This is a genomic window from Labrys sp. 22185 (genome assembly GCF_052045555.1).
Classification (GTDB): Bacteria; Pseudomonadota; Alphaproteobacteria; order Rhizobiales; family Labraceae; genus Labrys; species Labrys neptuniae.
In genome coordinates, this window is record NZ_JBQEPH010000001.1 from 667,924 (window position 1) to 682,151 (window position 14,228).

Here is a 14,228-nt window from a genome sequence, read left to right on the forward strand (position 1 = left end):
TGCAGTGCAATATACTCACTACTAGGGCGGCTTCACCTCGGCGACAACAGTGGCAATCCAGGTCCAATCGGCATATTTGTCCCCGGTTTGCCGGATGTGGGTATAGCGTTGCAGCGAACTCCATGATCGATGGCCGGAGACAGCGGCCGCGTGCGGAATATTCATGCCCAACTCGAAGAGCCGGCTGACGCCATCGTGGCGCAGGTCGTGGAAATGCAGATCTTCGATCCCTAGAAACTTGCATGCCCTGGTGAAGCCGGCGCTGATAGCATCTGCCTTATACGGAAAGATCTCCTCGGCGGAGCGGGGCATCGCCTTGATAATATCGAGAGCAGGATCGGGCAGATCGCACCAGGTGTCGTTGCCGATCTTCTCGCCCGGGTTTTTCATGTCGCGCACAAGAATGCGCTTCCCTGCCTCGTCGAGGTCGGCCCAACGAATGGTCGCGATTTCTTCCTGGCGCCGGGTGGAGAAGATCGCGAATGCGATAATCCGTGTCATCGGAGCCGATGTCGTGCGCCTGGCGCTGCGATCGGTGAAGTGGCGCATGAGCTTGTTCAGCTCGTCGAGCGTCGGCCGGCGATCCCGCTCGCGAGACTTCGAGGTGATGCCAAGGCGCTTTGTTACCTTGAAGGCATCCTTCACCGCCTGGTGGTCGAGATCGTACCCCCAAGCAGGCTTGGCGATGGCGAAGACGGCGGACAGGTGAGAGAGGTAGTTGGCAACGGTCTGAGGGCTGCGCCCGGCCTTGAGCTGCGTCGCCAGCTCGACGATGTCGGTGCTCTTGATCTCGGAGCACGCTAAGGCCCCGATGTCGAAATCCTTGATTGCTCTCAGCACTTGCGCCTTTGTGCGGCCGATGGCTTTCAGACTCTCAGCCGTGTATTTGTCGATGGCGTCTCCGAGCGTATGCTCTTTGATCTTGGCGCGTTCCACTCCACCCGGCTCGGCGAGTTCCTTCTCGCGTTTCTCGATCCAAGCCTTCGCGGCCGGCTTGCGGTCAAAAGTCCGCGCCTCCCGGTGGATAAATTTCCCGTTTTTCTTTAGGGATATCTGCGCAAGGTAGGCGATGGAGCCATCCTTGCGTTTCCGAGGAACGATGGTTGCCATAGGTGGTACAACATGGGAGAATTTGGGACAACATCTGTTGTACCGGATACCCCGAATGGCCGGAAATGGCAACAAATCTTACAGGGATCGGCAGCGGCGTTTTTCCGTAACTGTCGATGGAGTATAGCATTTTGGGCGTTTTACCCGATCACGCTTTTGCTGTTGCGCCTATGATGGACTGGACGGATCGTCATTGCCGGTTCTTCCATCGCATTCTCTCGGCGAAGGCCTTGCTTTATACCGAGATGGTGACCACTGGTGCCGTGATCCATGGCGACCGGCAGCGTCTGCTCGGGTTCTCCGGCGAGGAACATCCCATTGCCGTGCAGCTTGGCGGCTCCAACCCGAAGGACCTGGCCACCGCGGCCCGCATCTGCGCCGATTTCGGCTATGACGAGATCAACCTCAATGTCGGCTGCCCGTCCGACCGCGTGCAGGAAGGGCGGTTCGGCGCCTGCCTGATGGCGGAGCCGGAACTGGTGGGTGAGTGCGTCGCCGCCATGAAGGCCGCGGTCGACCTGCCCGTCACCGTCAAGTGCCGCATCGGCATCGACGAGCAGGATCCCGAGGCGGCGCTCGATCGCATCACCGTGGCCGTCCGGGCCGCTGGCGTCGACGCTTTGATCGTGCATGCGCGCAAGGCGTGGCTGAAGGGGCTGAGCCCCAAGGAAAACCGCGACGTGCCGCCGCTCGATTATGGCCGCGTCTACCGGCTGAAGGAAGCCAACCCTGATCTCAACATCTCCATCAATGGTGGCATCAAGGCCGTCGAGGAGTGGGGCACGCATCGGGCCCGTCTCGATGGCGTCATGGTCGGGCGCGAGGCCTATCAGAACCCCGAGATCCTGCTGGCCGTCGATCCGACCTTGTTCGGCGTGGCCGCGCCCGTCACCGACGGTTTCGAGGCGATCGAGGCGATGGCGCCCTATATCGAAGCGAGGCTGGCTGAGGGCGTGCGGTTGAGCTCGATCACCCGCCACATGATCGGCCTCTTCCCGGGCCGGCCGGGCGCGCGGCTCTACCGGCGCCATCTCGCCACCGAGGCGGTCAAGCCCGGCGCCGGGCTCGAGGTGCTGTTCGAGGCAGCTGCCCATGTCCGCCGTGCCATCGAGGCCAAGGCGGCCTGATCCGGCCGATCGCGTACCGCTCCCGCCAAAGTGAATCGCCTCGTCCCGCCCGAGCGCTATGCTGCGTCATCGGGGACGCTGTTGCGTCGCGGGGGCGCGGAGTTTGCATCATGACGAAACCCTATCGGCTTGCCGGCTTGCTGGCGCTCGCCTTCATCCTCCCGGCCCAGGCGCAGGAGGCGCCGCGCAAGATCTTCCGCGGCACGATCGAGGCGCTGGACGGCAAGGGGCTCAGCCTCAAGACCTCGGACGGCCAGAGCGTTGCGATCCATCTCACACCTGACTGGAAGGCCCGACTGGTCGCGCCCATCAGCGTCGAAGCCATCCATGCCGGCAGCTTCATCGGCACGGCGCAGATCCCCCAGGCGGACGGCTCGGGCAAGTCGCTGGAGGTCCATGTCTTCCCGCCGGGCGTCAAGAGCGGCGAGGGCGAGCGGGACTGGGATTCCCAGCCGGGCGCGCGCATGACCAACGGCACGGTGGGCGGCGAGGTCGTCTCGACCGCGGCGGGACGGGAGGTCACGCTCACCTTTCCCGGCGGCAGCCGCAAGATCGTGATCCCGCCTGAGGTCCCCATCGTGCAGTTCAACGCGGCCGAGCGGACGATCATCAAGCCGGGGATCGCCGTTTTCGTTGTCGCTCAGCCCGATGGCAAGGATTGGCGGACCAACAGCGTGGCCACCGGGCAGAACGGTGCTGCGCCGCCGATGTGACGACAGTAGGAGCGCGGACATCTCAGCGCCATGAAGACATGTCGCGATGTCCGCTCTTCTTGCCAACCGACAATGTCTCTACAAGAGCGGACAAGATGTCCGCGCTCCGGGAGGAGCCGCTAGACCTCGATCACCATGCCGTCCTCGGCAAGGTCGAACAGGCTGCGGTCGACCTTGTCGCGATAGGCCAGCATGGTCGGGCCCATATGGGTGAGCACCACGCGTTTGGCGTTGAAGTCGCCGCGGCGGGCGAGCAGGCGATTATAGTCGAGATGGGGCGGCGTCTCCTCGATGGCGAAGCATTCGAGGAAGAGCAGGTCGGCGCCGTCGGCGATCTCGGGCAGGACCTCGGTCCATTCGGTGTCGCCGGAATGCACGAAGACCTTGCCGCCGCCTTCCAGCCGCACCGCCGTGGCCGGCGCGCCGCAGGGATGGACCACCTCGACGGTACGGATGGTGAAGCCCTGGGCGTCGCGCTGCGTCCCCGGTGCCATTTCCTCCACGCTCCAGGCAAAGCTCCAGGGCGTCTCCATGGTGGCGCCGGCGAACAGTGCCTCGATGGTGGTGGAGAGGCGCTCGATCGTGCCGGGAGGGCCGATGATGCGCAGCGAACGAGTGCGCTTGCGCACCCATTGGGCATCGAGCAGCAGGAAGGGGATGCCGCCGAAATGATCGCCATGCAGGTGAGTCAGCATGATCAGGTCGATCTGGTCGGGATCGATGCCCATGGCGCCGAGCGCCGTCATCGTCGTCGCACCGCAATCCAGCAGGCAGACGGTACGGCCCTCCTGCGGATCCTCGATCTCGACCAAACTGGCGGTGTTGAACCGTCCTCCCGATCCGAAGGCATCGCCACAGCCGACCACCGTCACGCGCATGGCAGGGCCTCCTGCCGCCGGGGCGCCGCGAATTGGAGGGAGCGGAAAAGGATCTGCCTCATGCCGAAGTCTGTTCTATTTCGATAACAAGCCTCGCAGGATCGGCGAGGCTTCAACCGGATGATGTGCGTCAAGTCACCCACCGGTATGAACCGAAAAGTCCCGGAACTTCAACTCAAAGAAAGCAAGCAAAACCGGCGAGAATGAGCCAGGAGCCGCCGGCTCACGAAATGCCAAAACTGTCTGTGCGAAAACGCACAAAGCGAACGGGGGTGAAGCATCGCAAGCACCTGAGATCCTGCGGCTTCCGCCCGATCGAGCTTCGCGATTCGATCGGGAAAGCTGCCTGGTTCAGAACTTGCGGGCGGTCGGTTCGACCACGATGCGAAACGGGCCGAGATCGCTGTTGCCGCGCGCATCGACATGGCCCTTGACAGTGGAGCCAAAGCCGCTCTGCTGGCCGAGGCCGCTCTGCTTCCTGAACCCGTAATCGGCCCTGAATTCGCCGCCGACCCTGATGCACATGCCGGTATCGGCCGAATAAGCGAACCCTTCGCCATATTGGCTGCAGCGGGGATCCGTTTTCTCGCCGGCAAAGCCAGGCGCCGTAAAGGCAAGCACGGCGATGGCAGCACTGATCGTCCTGAACATGAATAGGCTCCTAAAGCGCCTGGCGATCGGGTGGATCACCCGGAAATCGTAAAGACGCGTCGAAACAAAAGTTAGAGCAAAGCAGGCATTTTTGCCGAAACATACCCGACTTTGGCAGCGAGTCAGGCCTAGCGCCCGATCGTGACCACTTCGCGGCAAAGCTTTCGCGGTTCGAACACGAGATATAACGGTTTGTTACATCCAGTCGTCGCAACGCCCCGTTTGTACCAACGAGCGCAGCTCAAGCCTTGTCGGTGACGCCCGCCTGCGCGAAGGTCGCCATGCCGGTATGGCAGGCAAGAGCCGCCTTGATGAGGGATATCGCCAGGGCCGCGCCGGATGCTTCGCCGAGTCGCATGTTGAGATCAAGCAGCGGCTTCTTGCCGAGGCGAACCAGTACATCGCCATGAGCCCCCTCGGCGGAGACATGTCCGGCGACGCAATGGTCCAGCAAGGCAGGATCCATGGCGTGGAGAATGGCCGCGGCGGCGCAGACGACATAACCGTCCAGCACCACGGGCACGCGCTGGCTGCGGGCCGCCAGGATGGCGCCGGCCATCGCCGCGATTTCGCGGCCGCCCAGGCGCCGAAGCACTTCAAGCGGGTCCTTGAGATGGCTGCGGTGGAATTCGACCGCGGCCGAGACGGCTGCGATCTTGCGAGCCAGGCCGGCATCGTCGACACCCGTGCCGCGACCGACCCAATGGGCAGCCTCCCCACCATAGAGGGCATGATAGATGGCGGCGGCGATGGTGGTATTGCCGATGCCCATCTCCCCCAGGGCCAGCAGGTCGATGCCGCCGGAGACCGCCTCCATGCCGAAGGCCATGGTGGCCGCACAGGCCTTTTCGTCGAGCGCTGCCTCGCAGGTGATGTCGCCGGTGGGGATGTCGAGGGCGAGGTCGAAAACCTTGAGGCCGATGTCGAAGGTCGAGCAGATCTGGTTGATCGCGGCGCCCCCGGCGGCGAAATTCTCCAGCATCTGGCGCGTGACTTCCTGCGGATAGGGCGAAACACCGCGGGCGACCACGCCGTGATTGCCGGCAAAGATCGCCACCAGCGGGCGCGAGACGGTGGGAGACGCCGTGGCCTGGACGGCGGCGAGCCATTCGACGATGGTCTCCAGCCGGCCGAGGCTGCCCGGCGGCTTGGTCAATTGACCGTCGCGCTGCCTCACCCCCGCCACGGCGTTGGCGTCGAGGGCGGGCATGCTGCGGGCGAGCTCGCGGATGTCGTCGAAGGGCAGGGCGGTGCCGGCAAAAGCCATTGGGATGTTTCCAATGTGGGAGAGATGATTTGCCGCGCTTATAGACCGATGACCGCGCGGCGGAAAGGTCGCGTGACGACGGTTGATGCCCCGGTCTCGACACGGGGGAGCAGGCAGGAGCAGGGGCGAGCGAGCCCGTCGCACCGTTGATTTGATGGGGGCCAGCATGGCATGCAGGTTGTCGTCATGATGCATTCGCCCTTTCTCGCCAGCGTTCCGCAGGCTCTGCGCTTCTGGTCGCGCCTGCCGGTGCCCGTCCTATCCTTCGAGGTCGATCCGCATGGCCGGCCCGACATGGAAAGGCTGGCGCCGGTGACACCGCTGGCGGGCACCGTGCTTGGTCTCGCGGCGGCCGTCGTGCTGGTCCTCGCCCATCTTGTCGGTCTGCCAGCGACGGTTGCCGCGATTTTCGCGATAGCCGCCGTGGCGGTGATGACCGGTGCCATGCATGAGGACGGGCTTGCCGATGTCGCCGATGGTTTCGGCGGTGGCGGCACGCTCGAGCGCAAGCTGGAGATCATGCGTGATTCGCGCATCGGTGCGTATGGAGCGACCGCGCTGATGCTGGCTCTCGCCGCCCGGGTGTCGCTGCTCGCCGCGTTGCTGACGGCGATCGGCGATGTCTGGCGTACGGGCCTGGTTCTGGCCGCTGCCGTCGCCACTTCCCGCATCCTGGGGCTGTTGCCGCTGGTTCTGCTGGGACCGGCCCGTCCGGATGGTGCCGGTGCCTCGGCAGGCCGCTTGACCGGCCATGCCTGGCGTTCCGGCGCCATCCCTGCCATGGCCGTAACTGCCTTGCTGGCCTGGGCCGGAACCGGCCATTTCATGTCGGTTCTCGCACCCCTGGCGGGGCTTGCGGCGGCCTATGCTGTCACGCGGCTGGCGGAGCGGCAGATTGGCGGGCAGACCGGCGATGTCTGCGGTGCTGCCGTGATGCTCGCCGAAATGGCAATCCTGGCAGGTGCTCTGGCGCCTCTGGGCTGGCATGTCTAAATTATTGATACCTCGCTAGCCGGATTGTGAACGCCATGCAGATCACCTCCACACCTTGCGTCGCCATTTGCCGCATCGATGCGGCGAGCGGCTTCTGCATCGGTTGCGGACGCACCAGCCTGGAAATCGGCCGCTGGGTGGAGATGAGCGAGGAGGATCGCCTGGTGCTGATGGCGAGATTGCCGGATCGGTTTGCGCAAACGCCGGCCTTGCAAGCCGCCCGCGATGCTTTCGACGCCTTGATGGCGGCGCGGCGACGGACCGGGCGGCGCAATCGCGTATGAATGCCACATTTGAATGGCTGAACTTCCTGTGGGCGGTTGCACCAAATCGCCGGGCACTTTGGGGAAGCATCGAGGAGATGGCATGATTCGGATCGGCGCTCTCATCTTGGCTGCAGCTTTCGCCGCCTTCACCGGCGGCTCGGCCTCGGCAAGGGAGTGGAAATCGATCCGCATCGCCACCGAGGGCGGCTATCCGCCCTTCAACCAGCTCGATGCCAAGGATCAGCCCATCGGCTTCGATGTCGATATCGCCAGGGCGCTCTGCCGGAAAATGGATGCGACCTGCAGTTTCGAAGTCCTCGATTGGGATGCCCTGATTCCATCCTTGAACGCCGGCAAGGTCGACGCCATCGTCTCCTCCATGTCGATCACGCCGGAGCGGCGACGCCAGGTCGCCTTCACCAACCGCTATTACGACCGGCCGACGAGCTTTGTGGCGCGCAAGGACAGCAAGATCGCCACCTGGGATGCGGCGGGACTGAAGGACAGGGTGGTCGGCGTCGTGGCCAATACGGTGCAGGCTTCCTTCCTGCAGGCGGAGATCCAGGCAGGAGGGGCCCAGATCAAGCTTTATGGCAGCCAAAGCGAGGCCAATGCCGATCTTGTGACCGGGCGCCTCGATGCCGTGCTTGCCGACAAGCTGATGCTGGCCGACTGGCTGGGCAAGCCCGAAAGCACCTGCTGTGAACTGAAGGCCGATGTCGACCTTGCGAAATATGCCAGGTTCTTCGGGGAGGGCGAGGGGATTGCCTTGCGCAAGAGCGATGTGGATCTTGCTGAAAAGCTCAACAAGGCGATTGCCGATATCGTTGCTGATGGTACCTACAAGACGATCAACGACAAATATTTCCCCTTCTCGATCTATTAAGCCCTGCAGCTGCTCAAGCGTTTTGCGATTTGGTGGAAGCCCCAGAGTCGCAAAGACGCCTTAGCCGATCCTTTGGATTGGCTTGGGAACACGGAGCCGGAGCAAATAAGCGTTCACGCTTGAACGCGCTTTGCTCTAGAAGCGCTGGGATAAAGGAGTTCTTGCGATGAAAGTGGCGTTTCTCGGTCTCGGCGTGATGGGCTTTCCGATGGCGGGCCATCTGACCGTAAAGGGTGGCCATCAGGTTACCGTCTACAATCGTACGCCCGCCAAGGCGCAGGCCTGGGTAGAGAAATACGGCAACGCCTCCGCGCCGACCCCGGCCGAGGCAGCCAAGGATGCCGACATCGTCTTTGCCTGCGTGGGCAATGACGATGATTTGCGCTCGGTGACGACTGGGCCGCAAGGCGCCTTTTCCGGCATGAAGAAGGGCGCCATCTTCGTCGACCACACCACCGCTTCCGCCGAGGTCGCGCGCGAACTGTATGAAGCGGCCGGCAAGCTCGGCCTCGGCTTCATCGACGCCCCGGTTTCCGGCGGGCAGGCCGGCGCCGAGAACGGTGCGCTCGGGGTGATGTGCGGCGGCGATGCCGATGTCTACGCCCGGGCCGAACCGGTGATTGCCCACTATGCCAAAGCTTGCCAACTCATGGGACCTTCGGGTGCCGGGCAGCTGACCAAGATGGTCAATCAGATCTGCATCGCCGGGCTGGTGCAGGGCCTATCCGAGGGCGTCCATTTCGCCAACAAGGCTGGGCTCGACCTCGAGAAGGTGATCGGCGTGATCTCGAAGGGGGCCGCGCAATCCTGGCAGATGGAGAACCGTTGGAAGCCGATGCAGGAAGGCAAGTTCGATTTCGGTTTCGCCGTCGACTGGATGCGCAAGGATCTGGGCATCTGCCTCGATACGGCCCGGGCGAACGGTGCCCAGTTGCCGGTGACGGCCCTGGTCGACCAGTTCTATGCCGAGGTCCAGGCCATGGGCGGCCGGCGCTGGGATACTTGCAGCCTCGTCGCCCGGCTCGAAAAGCCGCGCAGCTGAATCAGGCGATGATGGGAAAGCCGCACCTAATGAAGACCCTCGAGGATATGGGCTCGCCGCCGGGTTTCGATGGCGAGCCGGACTACAATGCCGAGACCGACGAGGAAGAGCGCAAGCTGTATGAAAGCCTGATGCTGGCAACGGCATCGGGGTTTGACGAGGCCGTCGCGGCCCTTACCGCTTTCCTCCAGCGCCATATCGACGCCGAGCTGGAGACGACGACCGAGGATGTCGCCGGCGTACGCAGTTGGGTGGGGCGATGCCAGACTGCGAGCCAGTCGGTTGATGCGCAACTGACCGATTTCGGGGACTATCGCGGCGGTTATCTGCGCCTCGTCTCCGATTTGGAAGGCACGCAATCCTGAGTGAGGGGGCGGGGCCTGACAGGGATCCTGACTGCCGAGGATTGTTCGTCCGTCGGCATTTTGGTAAAGGCCTCGTTTCATCCGTTTGACAGGAGCCGGACATGAAGGGCCTCAAATCGTCGGACCGCTAGGCCGCAACGACATGTCGATGTTGTTGCGGCGTTCTGTCCGATCCCGTCCGGTTTTGCACTGAAGAGGCAGACCGCCGCCGAATGTTTTCATTTGAGCGGATGTTTTGTCATGCCTGCCAAAAACCCCGTCTGGGGTCATTGCCTGCCGTCGGCCCTGCTGCTGATGGCCCCCTTCGATATCCTCGCTTCCCTGGCCATGGATATCTATCTGCCCATCGTGCCCATCATGCCGGCAGCGCTGGGTACCAGCGCGTCGCTGGTCCAGCTGACCCTCAGCCTCTATATGGTGATGCTCGGGGTGGGACAGATCATCTTCGGGCCCTTGTCCGACCGTGTCGGCCGCCGGCCGATCCTGATCGGCGGTGCGGTCGTGTTCCTCTTCGCTTCTCTGGGACTTGCAGCCAGTTCGAACGCCGTCATCTTCCTGGCCCTGCGCTTCCTGCAGGCAGCCGGCGCTTCCGCCTGCCTGGTGGCGACCTTCGCCACGGTGCGGGATGTCTATGCCGAACGTCCCGAGGGCGCCATAATCTACAGCCTGTTCAGCGCCATGCTGGCATTCGTGCCGGCCCTGGGACCGGTCGCGGGGGCACTCATCGCCGATCATTTTGGCTGGCGGGCGATCTTCGTCACGCTTGGGCTGCTGATGACGGGCGCCCTCGTCCATGCAGCATGGCGCTGGCCCGAGACCCGGCAAACGCCACAGGAACTCGCCCGGCGCCCTGCCATCACGGTTCTCGGCAGTTATGCGTTCTGGACCTATACGGCAGGCTTCGGCACGGCGATGGGGAGCTTCTTCGTCTTCTTCTCCACCGCGCCGCGGGTGCTGATCGACAGGGCCGGCTATTCGCCCCTGGCCTTCAGCCTTGCCTTCGCCACGGCCGCCCTGGCGATGATGCTCGCAACGCGCTTCGTGCCCGGCCGCATCGGGCGCTGGGGGCGCCTGGGTTGTCTCAAGCGGGCGATGGGGACGATCCTGGCTGGCGCCGGCTTGCTCGCTGTGGGCGAGACCATGAGCGTGCCGTCCTGGTGGAGCTTCCTTGCGCCGATGTGGGTGATCGCCGTCGGCATCGTCCTCGCCGGTGGCGTCGCGGCCAATGGCGCGCTCGAGGGCTTCGATGACATCGCCGGCGCCGCGGTTGCGCTCTATTTCTGTGTGCAGAGCCTGATGGTCAGCATTGGCGGCACCTTGGTCGTCCTGGTTCTGCCCGGGGATACCGCGTGGCCGTTGGTCGCCTATGCCGCAGGCATGGCGGGCCTGGTTCTCCTGCTTGCCAGCGCAAAATCTGGAGGGCTCGTGGAGGCTGACGTTTGAAATGCATCTGCGAGCTGAAGCTTTTTACTACAGCCCGTCTTGTTCCCGTCACAAAGGCTCCCTATATAAGAACTCAAGGGTGATTCGGCGGACGCGCCGCATGCCTGATCGAAAGACAGTCCTACCACGGATGTACTGGGGGATGGGTCGATCGAAATGAATGGGCCGGTGCTTCGCCTTCGGGTTTGATCCTGGTCTTTGTCGCAAGGCAACCCCGTCAGCAATGGCGGGGTTTCGTTTTTGTGGCGCCTGTTTTTCGTGCGTCCTTGGCTCAGGGTGCCGCGCGCTCACTCCTTGCGAATGAGGAAGAACCAGGCGAGATAGCCGCCGACCGCCAGGGCAATCAGCAGCATCACGGTCTGTTTGGTATCGGCGCTCAAGGCCGCGTCGCGTTGCGCCTGGGCATAGCGGCTCGCCATTTCGGGATTGCTACTGACATAGATGGCGGCGATCCCGAGTATGGCGGCCAGCACCAGCCAGATCCAGCGTGAACGAAACAAATCAGATCCTCAACTTAGCCTTGTTGCATTCTCGGCCGGAATGCCGACGATTTCACGTTAAGAAAGTGCAATTCTAGAGCATCGCGCCGAAAAGTGGACGCCGGTTTTCGGCAAAGGCGAGGCGACAACAATAACCTACAGCGTGGAACTCGATTCCGAAATCGAGTCCGACGCTGTAGAGCAAAGTGCGTTCATGCGTGAACTTCTTTGCTCAAATTCCTTGTTTCGACACGCCTTCGTGCTCCACCGAAACGCGGAACGCCTCGTCAGCGCCCCTGGAACAGCGGCGCCCGCTTGGCCAGGAAGGCCGCGACGCCTTCGGCAAAATCATGCGAGGCGCCGGTCTTGCGTTGCAACGCGGCTTCCAGGGCCAGTTGGGCATCGAGATCGTTGTCGGCGCTGGCCAGCACCGCCTCGCGGATCATGCGGAAAGCCAGGGCCGGGCCCAGGGCGAGCTTGGCAGCAAAGGCCGCGACGTCGTCGCGGAAGCTGACATCCTCATAGAGCTTGTAGACGAGGCCCATGCGCAGGGCCTCCTCCGCCGGCACCGGTTCGGCCGTCAGCATGAGGGCGAGAGCCCGCTTGGGACCGATCAGGCGCGGCAGCAGCCAGGTGCCGCCGGCATCGGGGATGAGGGCGATCTTGGCGAAGGCTTCCTGCAGGGTCGCCGATCGCGACGCCAGCACGATGTCGCAGGCCAGGGCGATGTTCATGGACGCGCCGACAGCCGGCCCGTTGAGGGCTGCAATGGTCGGCTTGGGAGAGGTGACGATCTGCTTGATCAGAGGATTGTAGTCCCGTTCCAGGGCAGGGCCGAGATCGATGCCGCCGCGGCTGTCGCGCGGCAGGTCCTCGGTGAGGTCCTGGCCCGAGGAAAAGGCGCGCCCTTCGCCGGTGAGCACGATCACCTTGACGTCATCATCGGTGATTGCCGCTGAAAGGGCCGTGCGGAGTTCGGCGTGGAGGCTCGCCGTGAAGGCATTGAGCTTTGCCGGCCGGTTCAGCGTCAGGGTGCGTACCGAGCCCGCATTCTCCACCACCAGCTCGCTCATGCCGTACTCCCTGTTCAAACACCTTTTTCCAGCGCCGCCTCGATGGCGCGCCGGCGCCGCATTTCGCGGCCGGCAGCATAAAGGCCGCTCAGGATGATCAATATCATGCCGGCGCCCGCCCACACATCGGGTAAATCGCCGAAGACCGCAAGCCCAGCCAGGACCGAAAGCGCGATGGCCGAATAGCGGAACGGGCTGACGACCGAGACATCGGTGCCGCGATAGGCGGCGATGACCAGGGCATGCCCGCCGACCAGGCTCAGGCCGCCCAGCATCAGGAGCGAGAGGTCGGCAAGATGGAGCGGCTGCCATTCGGATAGCGCCGAACCGGCAAAGCCGGCCAGGGAGACGATGGTCGTTGTGCCGAGTGTCACCAGCAGGGTCGGCACGCTGGCGCCGATGCGGTGGGTGACGAGATCGCGCAGCGCCGCCAGCACGGCGCAGGCCAAGGTGGCCAGGACATAGAGATTCAGGCCTTGCGTGCTCGGGCGGGCCACCAGGATCACGCCGGCGAAACAGACGAACACGGCCACCCACCGCCTAGCGTCGACCTTCTCCTTGAGCAGCAGCGCCGACAAGGCCAGCAGCAGGATCGGCGCGATCTGGCCGATGGCGGTGGCGATGCCGAGCGGGACATGGCTGAGGCCGAGAATGGAGGCGAAGGCGACCACGCTCTCCATGCCGCCGCGCGCGGCGACTCGCCATTGCCAGATCAGGCGGAAATGGCGCTGAAGGCCGCTGGCCAGGATGAGCGTGAGCACGAAGGCCGTCGCAAAGACGCCGCGAATGGCGATCACCTCGCTGACGGGCATGCGCGCCGTGGCGAGCTTGGCGACGGAATCGTTCACCACGAAGCAGGCCATCGCAGCGATCATCAGGACGATGCCGCGCTGATTGGCCCGTTGGCGACCGAGATCGGCCTGGGTAAACGCAACCGTGGTCATCAGGCGATGGCTTCCTGCCTGCGCCTCGATCTGACGAAGAGCAAAGCAAGCCCGCTGGCCACGATCATCGCCATGCCGGTGATGGCGAGCCCGTTCGGCACCTCGCCCCAGACCAGGAAGCCGCCGATCACCGCCCAGACGGTGAAGCTGTAGTAGTAGGGCGCCACGATCCCGGCCGGCGCTCGGCGGTAGCTCAGGAAAATCGCCATCTGGCCGAGCGTGACGATGAAGCCGGATGCGGCCATGGTCAGCCATTGATCGAACGAAGGTGGCATCCAGCTCTCATGGATCAGGGTGGCACAGCCGGTGGCGAGCGTCAGCACGACGGTCGTGGTGGTCAGGACGACGAAGGTTGGAATGGTGGACGGCGTACCGCGGGTGAGCAGGTCCCGTGTCGCCACCATCATGGCGGTCAGGAAGGCGTAGATCGCGGCGGGCGAGAGACCCGAGCCGCCGGGCTGTGCCACCAAGAGGGCGCCGAGGAAACCGGTGCAGACCAGGACGAGGCGGACGGCGCCGATGCGCTCGCGGAAGATGACGGCCATGGCGATGATGACCAGCAGCGGTGCGGTCTGGCCGATGGCGATCGCATCGGCGATCGGCATGGCGGAGAGCGCCGCCATGTAGAAGAAGGTGGCCGTTGCTTCGAGCAGGGCGCGCAAGATGGCTCGCCAATGCAGGGCGCCGCCGAGCTGGCGAAGCTGTCCGGTCGCGACCAGCAGGAGGCCGCAGGACATCAGCCCGAAGAAACCGCGCATGAACAGGACCTGGAAGGGCTGCAAACCCTGCGCCGTGAGCTTCATCAGGCTGTCGCTGACGACGAACAACCCTGTCGCGAGAACCATCGCGACGATTCCGGACCAATGCGATTGTGCGGGCGGCATGGAGGCGCAATCAAAAGATCGCCGCCGGCGGGCAGCGGGCAATCAGGAAGGTAAGAGAATAATACTTACCTATACTTTGCTTGACGATTTGGCAAAGACAAACCGAG

General features: G+C 63.8%; 16 protein-coding genes. 8 read left to right on the forward strand and 8 right to left on the reverse strand.

Going from position 1 to position 14,228, the window contains the following annotated elements; all coding sequences use genetic code 11:
- Positions 1-21: 21 nt before the first annotated feature.
- Entirely contained in the window at positions 22-1,110 is a 1,089-nt protein-coding gene (locus ACTJKX_RS03145) for an integrase (RefSeq protein ID WP_440724347.1), read from the reverse strand.
- A gap of 170 nt (positions 1,111-1,280) precedes the next feature.
- Here ACTJKX_RS03145 and dusA point away from each other — a divergent pair, with 170 nt between their 5' ends.
- Together dusA and ACTJKX_RS03155 are read left to right on the forward strand one after the other, a co-directional pair.
- Positions 1,281-2,237 carry a tRNA dihydrouridine(20/20a) synthase DusA gene (gene dusA / locus ACTJKX_RS03150; RefSeq protein WP_440724348.1) on the forward strand — a complete coding sequence of 319 codons (957 nt, stop codon included), beginning with the start codon at positions 1,281-1,283 and terminating at the stop codon, positions 2,235-2,237.
- A 110-nt stretch (positions 2,238-2,347) separates the two neighbouring features.
- Positions 2,348-2,950 (forward strand): hypothetical protein, encoded by a 603-nt coding sequence (locus tag ACTJKX_RS03155; protein ID WP_440724349.1) that lies wholly within the window; start codon positions 2,348-2,350, stop codon positions 2,948-2,950.
- A gap of 119 nt (positions 2,951-3,069) precedes the next feature.
- On the opposite strand, the gene ACTJKX_RS03160 is transcribed toward ACTJKX_RS03155, so the two are convergent.
- The 3 genes from ACTJKX_RS03160 to cobT form a co-directional block, all read right to left on the reverse strand.
- Complete coding sequence (locus tag ACTJKX_RS03160; RefSeq protein WP_394309971.1) at positions 3,070-3,828, reverse strand: MBL fold metallo-hydrolase; 759 nt, start codon at positions 3,826-3,828, stop codon at positions 3,070-3,072.
- 351 nt (positions 3,829-4,179) lie between these two features.
- Positions 4,180-4,479 (reverse strand): porin, encoded by a 300-nt coding sequence (locus ACTJKX_RS03165; protein ID WP_068286944.1) that lies wholly within the window; start codon positions 4,477-4,479, stop codon positions 4,180-4,182.
- Positions 4,480-4,720: 241 nt separating this feature from the next.
- Positions 4,721-5,746: a nicotinate-nucleotide--dimethylbenzimidazole phosphoribosyltransferase gene (gene cobT / locus ACTJKX_RS03170; protein ID WP_440724350.1), complete on the reverse strand. Its 1,026-nt coding sequence runs from the start codon at positions 5,744-5,746 to the stop codon at positions 4,721-4,723.
- Positions 5,747-5,932: 186 nt separating this feature from the next.
- On the opposite strand from cobT, the gene cobS reads away from it, so the two are divergent.
- From cobS to cml, 6 genes are all read left to right on the forward strand, one after another.
- Complete coding sequence (gene cobS, locus ACTJKX_RS03175) at positions 5,933-6,739, forward strand: adenosylcobinamide-GDP ribazoletransferase (protein WP_440724351.1); 807 nt, start codon at positions 5,933-5,935, stop codon at positions 6,737-6,739.
- Positions 6,740-6,774: 35 nt separating this feature from the next.
- Complete coding sequence (locus ACTJKX_RS03180) at positions 6,775-7,023, forward strand: DUF1289 domain-containing protein (protein ID WP_440724352.1); 249 nt, start codon at positions 6,775-6,777, stop codon at positions 7,021-7,023.
- A gap of 82 nt (positions 7,024-7,105) precedes the next feature.
- On the forward strand, positions 7,106-7,891 hold the full coding sequence (locus tag ACTJKX_RS03185) for a transporter substrate-binding domain-containing protein (protein WP_440724353.1): 786 nt from the start codon (positions 7,106-7,108) through the stop codon (positions 7,889-7,891).
- 166 nt (positions 7,892-8,057) lie between these two features.
- Positions 8,058-8,933: an NAD(P)-dependent oxidoreductase gene (locus ACTJKX_RS03190; RefSeq protein ID WP_394309966.1), complete on the forward strand. Its 876-nt coding sequence runs from the start codon at positions 8,058-8,060 to the stop codon at positions 8,931-8,933.
- Positions 8,934-8,962: 29 nt separating this feature from the next.
- Positions 8,963-9,298: a hypothetical protein gene (locus ACTJKX_RS03195; RefSeq protein WP_440724354.1), complete on the forward strand. Its 336-nt coding sequence runs from the start codon at positions 8,963-8,965 to the stop codon at positions 9,296-9,298.
- 240 nt (positions 9,299-9,538) lie between these two features.
- Positions 9,539-10,741, forward strand: a complete 1,203-nt coding sequence (gene cml / locus ACTJKX_RS03200) for a CmlA/FloR family chloramphenicol efflux MFS transporter (RefSeq protein WP_440724355.1) — start codon at positions 9,539-9,541, stop codon at positions 10,739-10,741.
- Between the two features lie 287 nt (positions 10,742-11,028).
- Here the strand turns inward: cml and ACTJKX_RS03205 are convergent, their stop codons facing one another.
- From ACTJKX_RS03205 to ACTJKX_RS03220, 4 genes are all read right to left on the reverse strand, one after another.
- Positions 11,029-11,241 carry a hypothetical protein gene (locus tag ACTJKX_RS03205; RefSeq protein ID WP_311933254.1) on the reverse strand — a complete coding sequence of 71 codons (213 nt, stop codon included), beginning with the start codon at positions 11,239-11,241 and terminating at the stop codon, positions 11,029-11,031.
- A 266-nt stretch (positions 11,242-11,507) separates the two neighbouring features.
- The gene (locus ACTJKX_RS03210) at positions 11,508-12,293 is read right to left on the reverse strand and encodes an enoyl-CoA hydratase-related protein (protein ID WP_440724356.1); all 786 of its coding nucleotides are present in this window, start codon (positions 12,291-12,293) and stop codon (positions 11,508-11,510) included.
- A gap of 14 nt (positions 12,294-12,307) precedes the next feature.
- Entirely contained in the window at positions 12,308-13,237 is a 930-nt protein-coding gene (locus ACTJKX_RS03215; protein WP_311933252.1) for a DMT family transporter, read from the reverse strand.
- Positions 13,237-14,121 (reverse strand): DMT family transporter, encoded by an 885-nt coding sequence (locus ACTJKX_RS03220; RefSeq protein WP_311933251.1) that lies wholly within the window; start codon positions 14,119-14,121, stop codon positions 13,237-13,239. The genes ACTJKX_RS03215 and ACTJKX_RS03220 overlap by 1 nt, the downstream gene beginning before the upstream one ends.
- Positions 14,122-14,228: the final 107 nt, after the last annotated feature.

What these genes read in the sequence shown, in the direction of transcription:
- ACTJKX_RS03145 (WP_440724347.1), bottom strand. Translation starts at nt 1,110, where the DNA reads ATGGCAACCATCGTTCCTCGGAAACGCAAGGATGGCTCCATCGCCTAC.
- dusA (WP_440724348.1), top strand. Translation starts at nt 1,281, where the DNA reads ATGATGGACTGGACGGATCGTCATTGCCGGTTCTTCCATCGCATTCTC.
- ACTJKX_RS03155 (WP_440724349.1), top strand. Translation starts at nt 2,348, where the DNA reads ATGACGAAACCCTATCGGCTTGCCGGCTTGCTGGCGCTCGCCTTCATC.
- ACTJKX_RS03160 (WP_394309971.1), bottom strand. Translation starts at nt 3,828, where the DNA reads ATGCGCGTGACGGTGGTCGGCTGTGGCGATGCCTTCGGATCGGGAGGA.
- ACTJKX_RS03165 (WP_068286944.1), bottom strand. Translation starts at nt 4,479, where the DNA reads ATGTTCAGGACGATCAGTGCTGCCATCGCCGTGCTTGCCTTTACGGCG.
- cobT (WP_440724350.1), bottom strand. Translation starts at nt 5,746, where the DNA reads ATGGCTTTTGCCGGCACCGCCCTGCCCTTCGACGACATCCGCGAGCTC.
- cobS (WP_440724351.1), top strand. Translation starts at nt 5,933, where the DNA reads ATGATGCATTCGCCCTTTCTCGCCAGCGTTCCGCAGGCTCTGCGCTTC.
- ACTJKX_RS03180 (WP_440724352.1), top strand. Translation starts at nt 6,775, where the DNA reads ATGCAGATCACCTCCACACCTTGCGTCGCCATTTGCCGCATCGATGCG.
- ACTJKX_RS03185 (WP_440724353.1), top strand. Translation starts at nt 7,106, where the DNA reads ATGATTCGGATCGGCGCTCTCATCTTGGCTGCAGCTTTCGCCGCCTTC.
- ACTJKX_RS03190 (WP_394309966.1), top strand. Translation starts at nt 8,058, where the DNA reads ATGAAAGTGGCGTTTCTCGGTCTCGGCGTGATGGGCTTTCCGATGGCG.
- ACTJKX_RS03195 (WP_440724354.1), top strand. Translation starts at nt 8,963, where the DNA reads ATGAAGACCCTCGAGGATATGGGCTCGCCGCCGGGTTTCGATGGCGAG.
- cml (WP_440724355.1), top strand. Translation starts at nt 9,539, where the DNA reads ATGCCTGCCAAAAACCCCGTCTGGGGTCATTGCCTGCCGTCGGCCCTG.
- ACTJKX_RS03210 (WP_440724356.1), bottom strand. Translation starts at nt 12,293, where the DNA reads ATGAGCGAGCTGGTGGTGGAGAATGCGGGCTCGGTACGCACCCTGACG.
- ACTJKX_RS03215 (WP_311933252.1), bottom strand. Translation starts at nt 13,237, where the DNA reads ATGACCACGGTTGCGTTTACCCAGGCCGATCTCGGTCGCCAACGGGCC.
- ACTJKX_RS03220 (WP_311933251.1), bottom strand. Translation starts at nt 14,121, where the DNA reads ATGCCGCCCGCACAATCGCATTGGTCCGGAATCGTCGCGATGGTTCTC.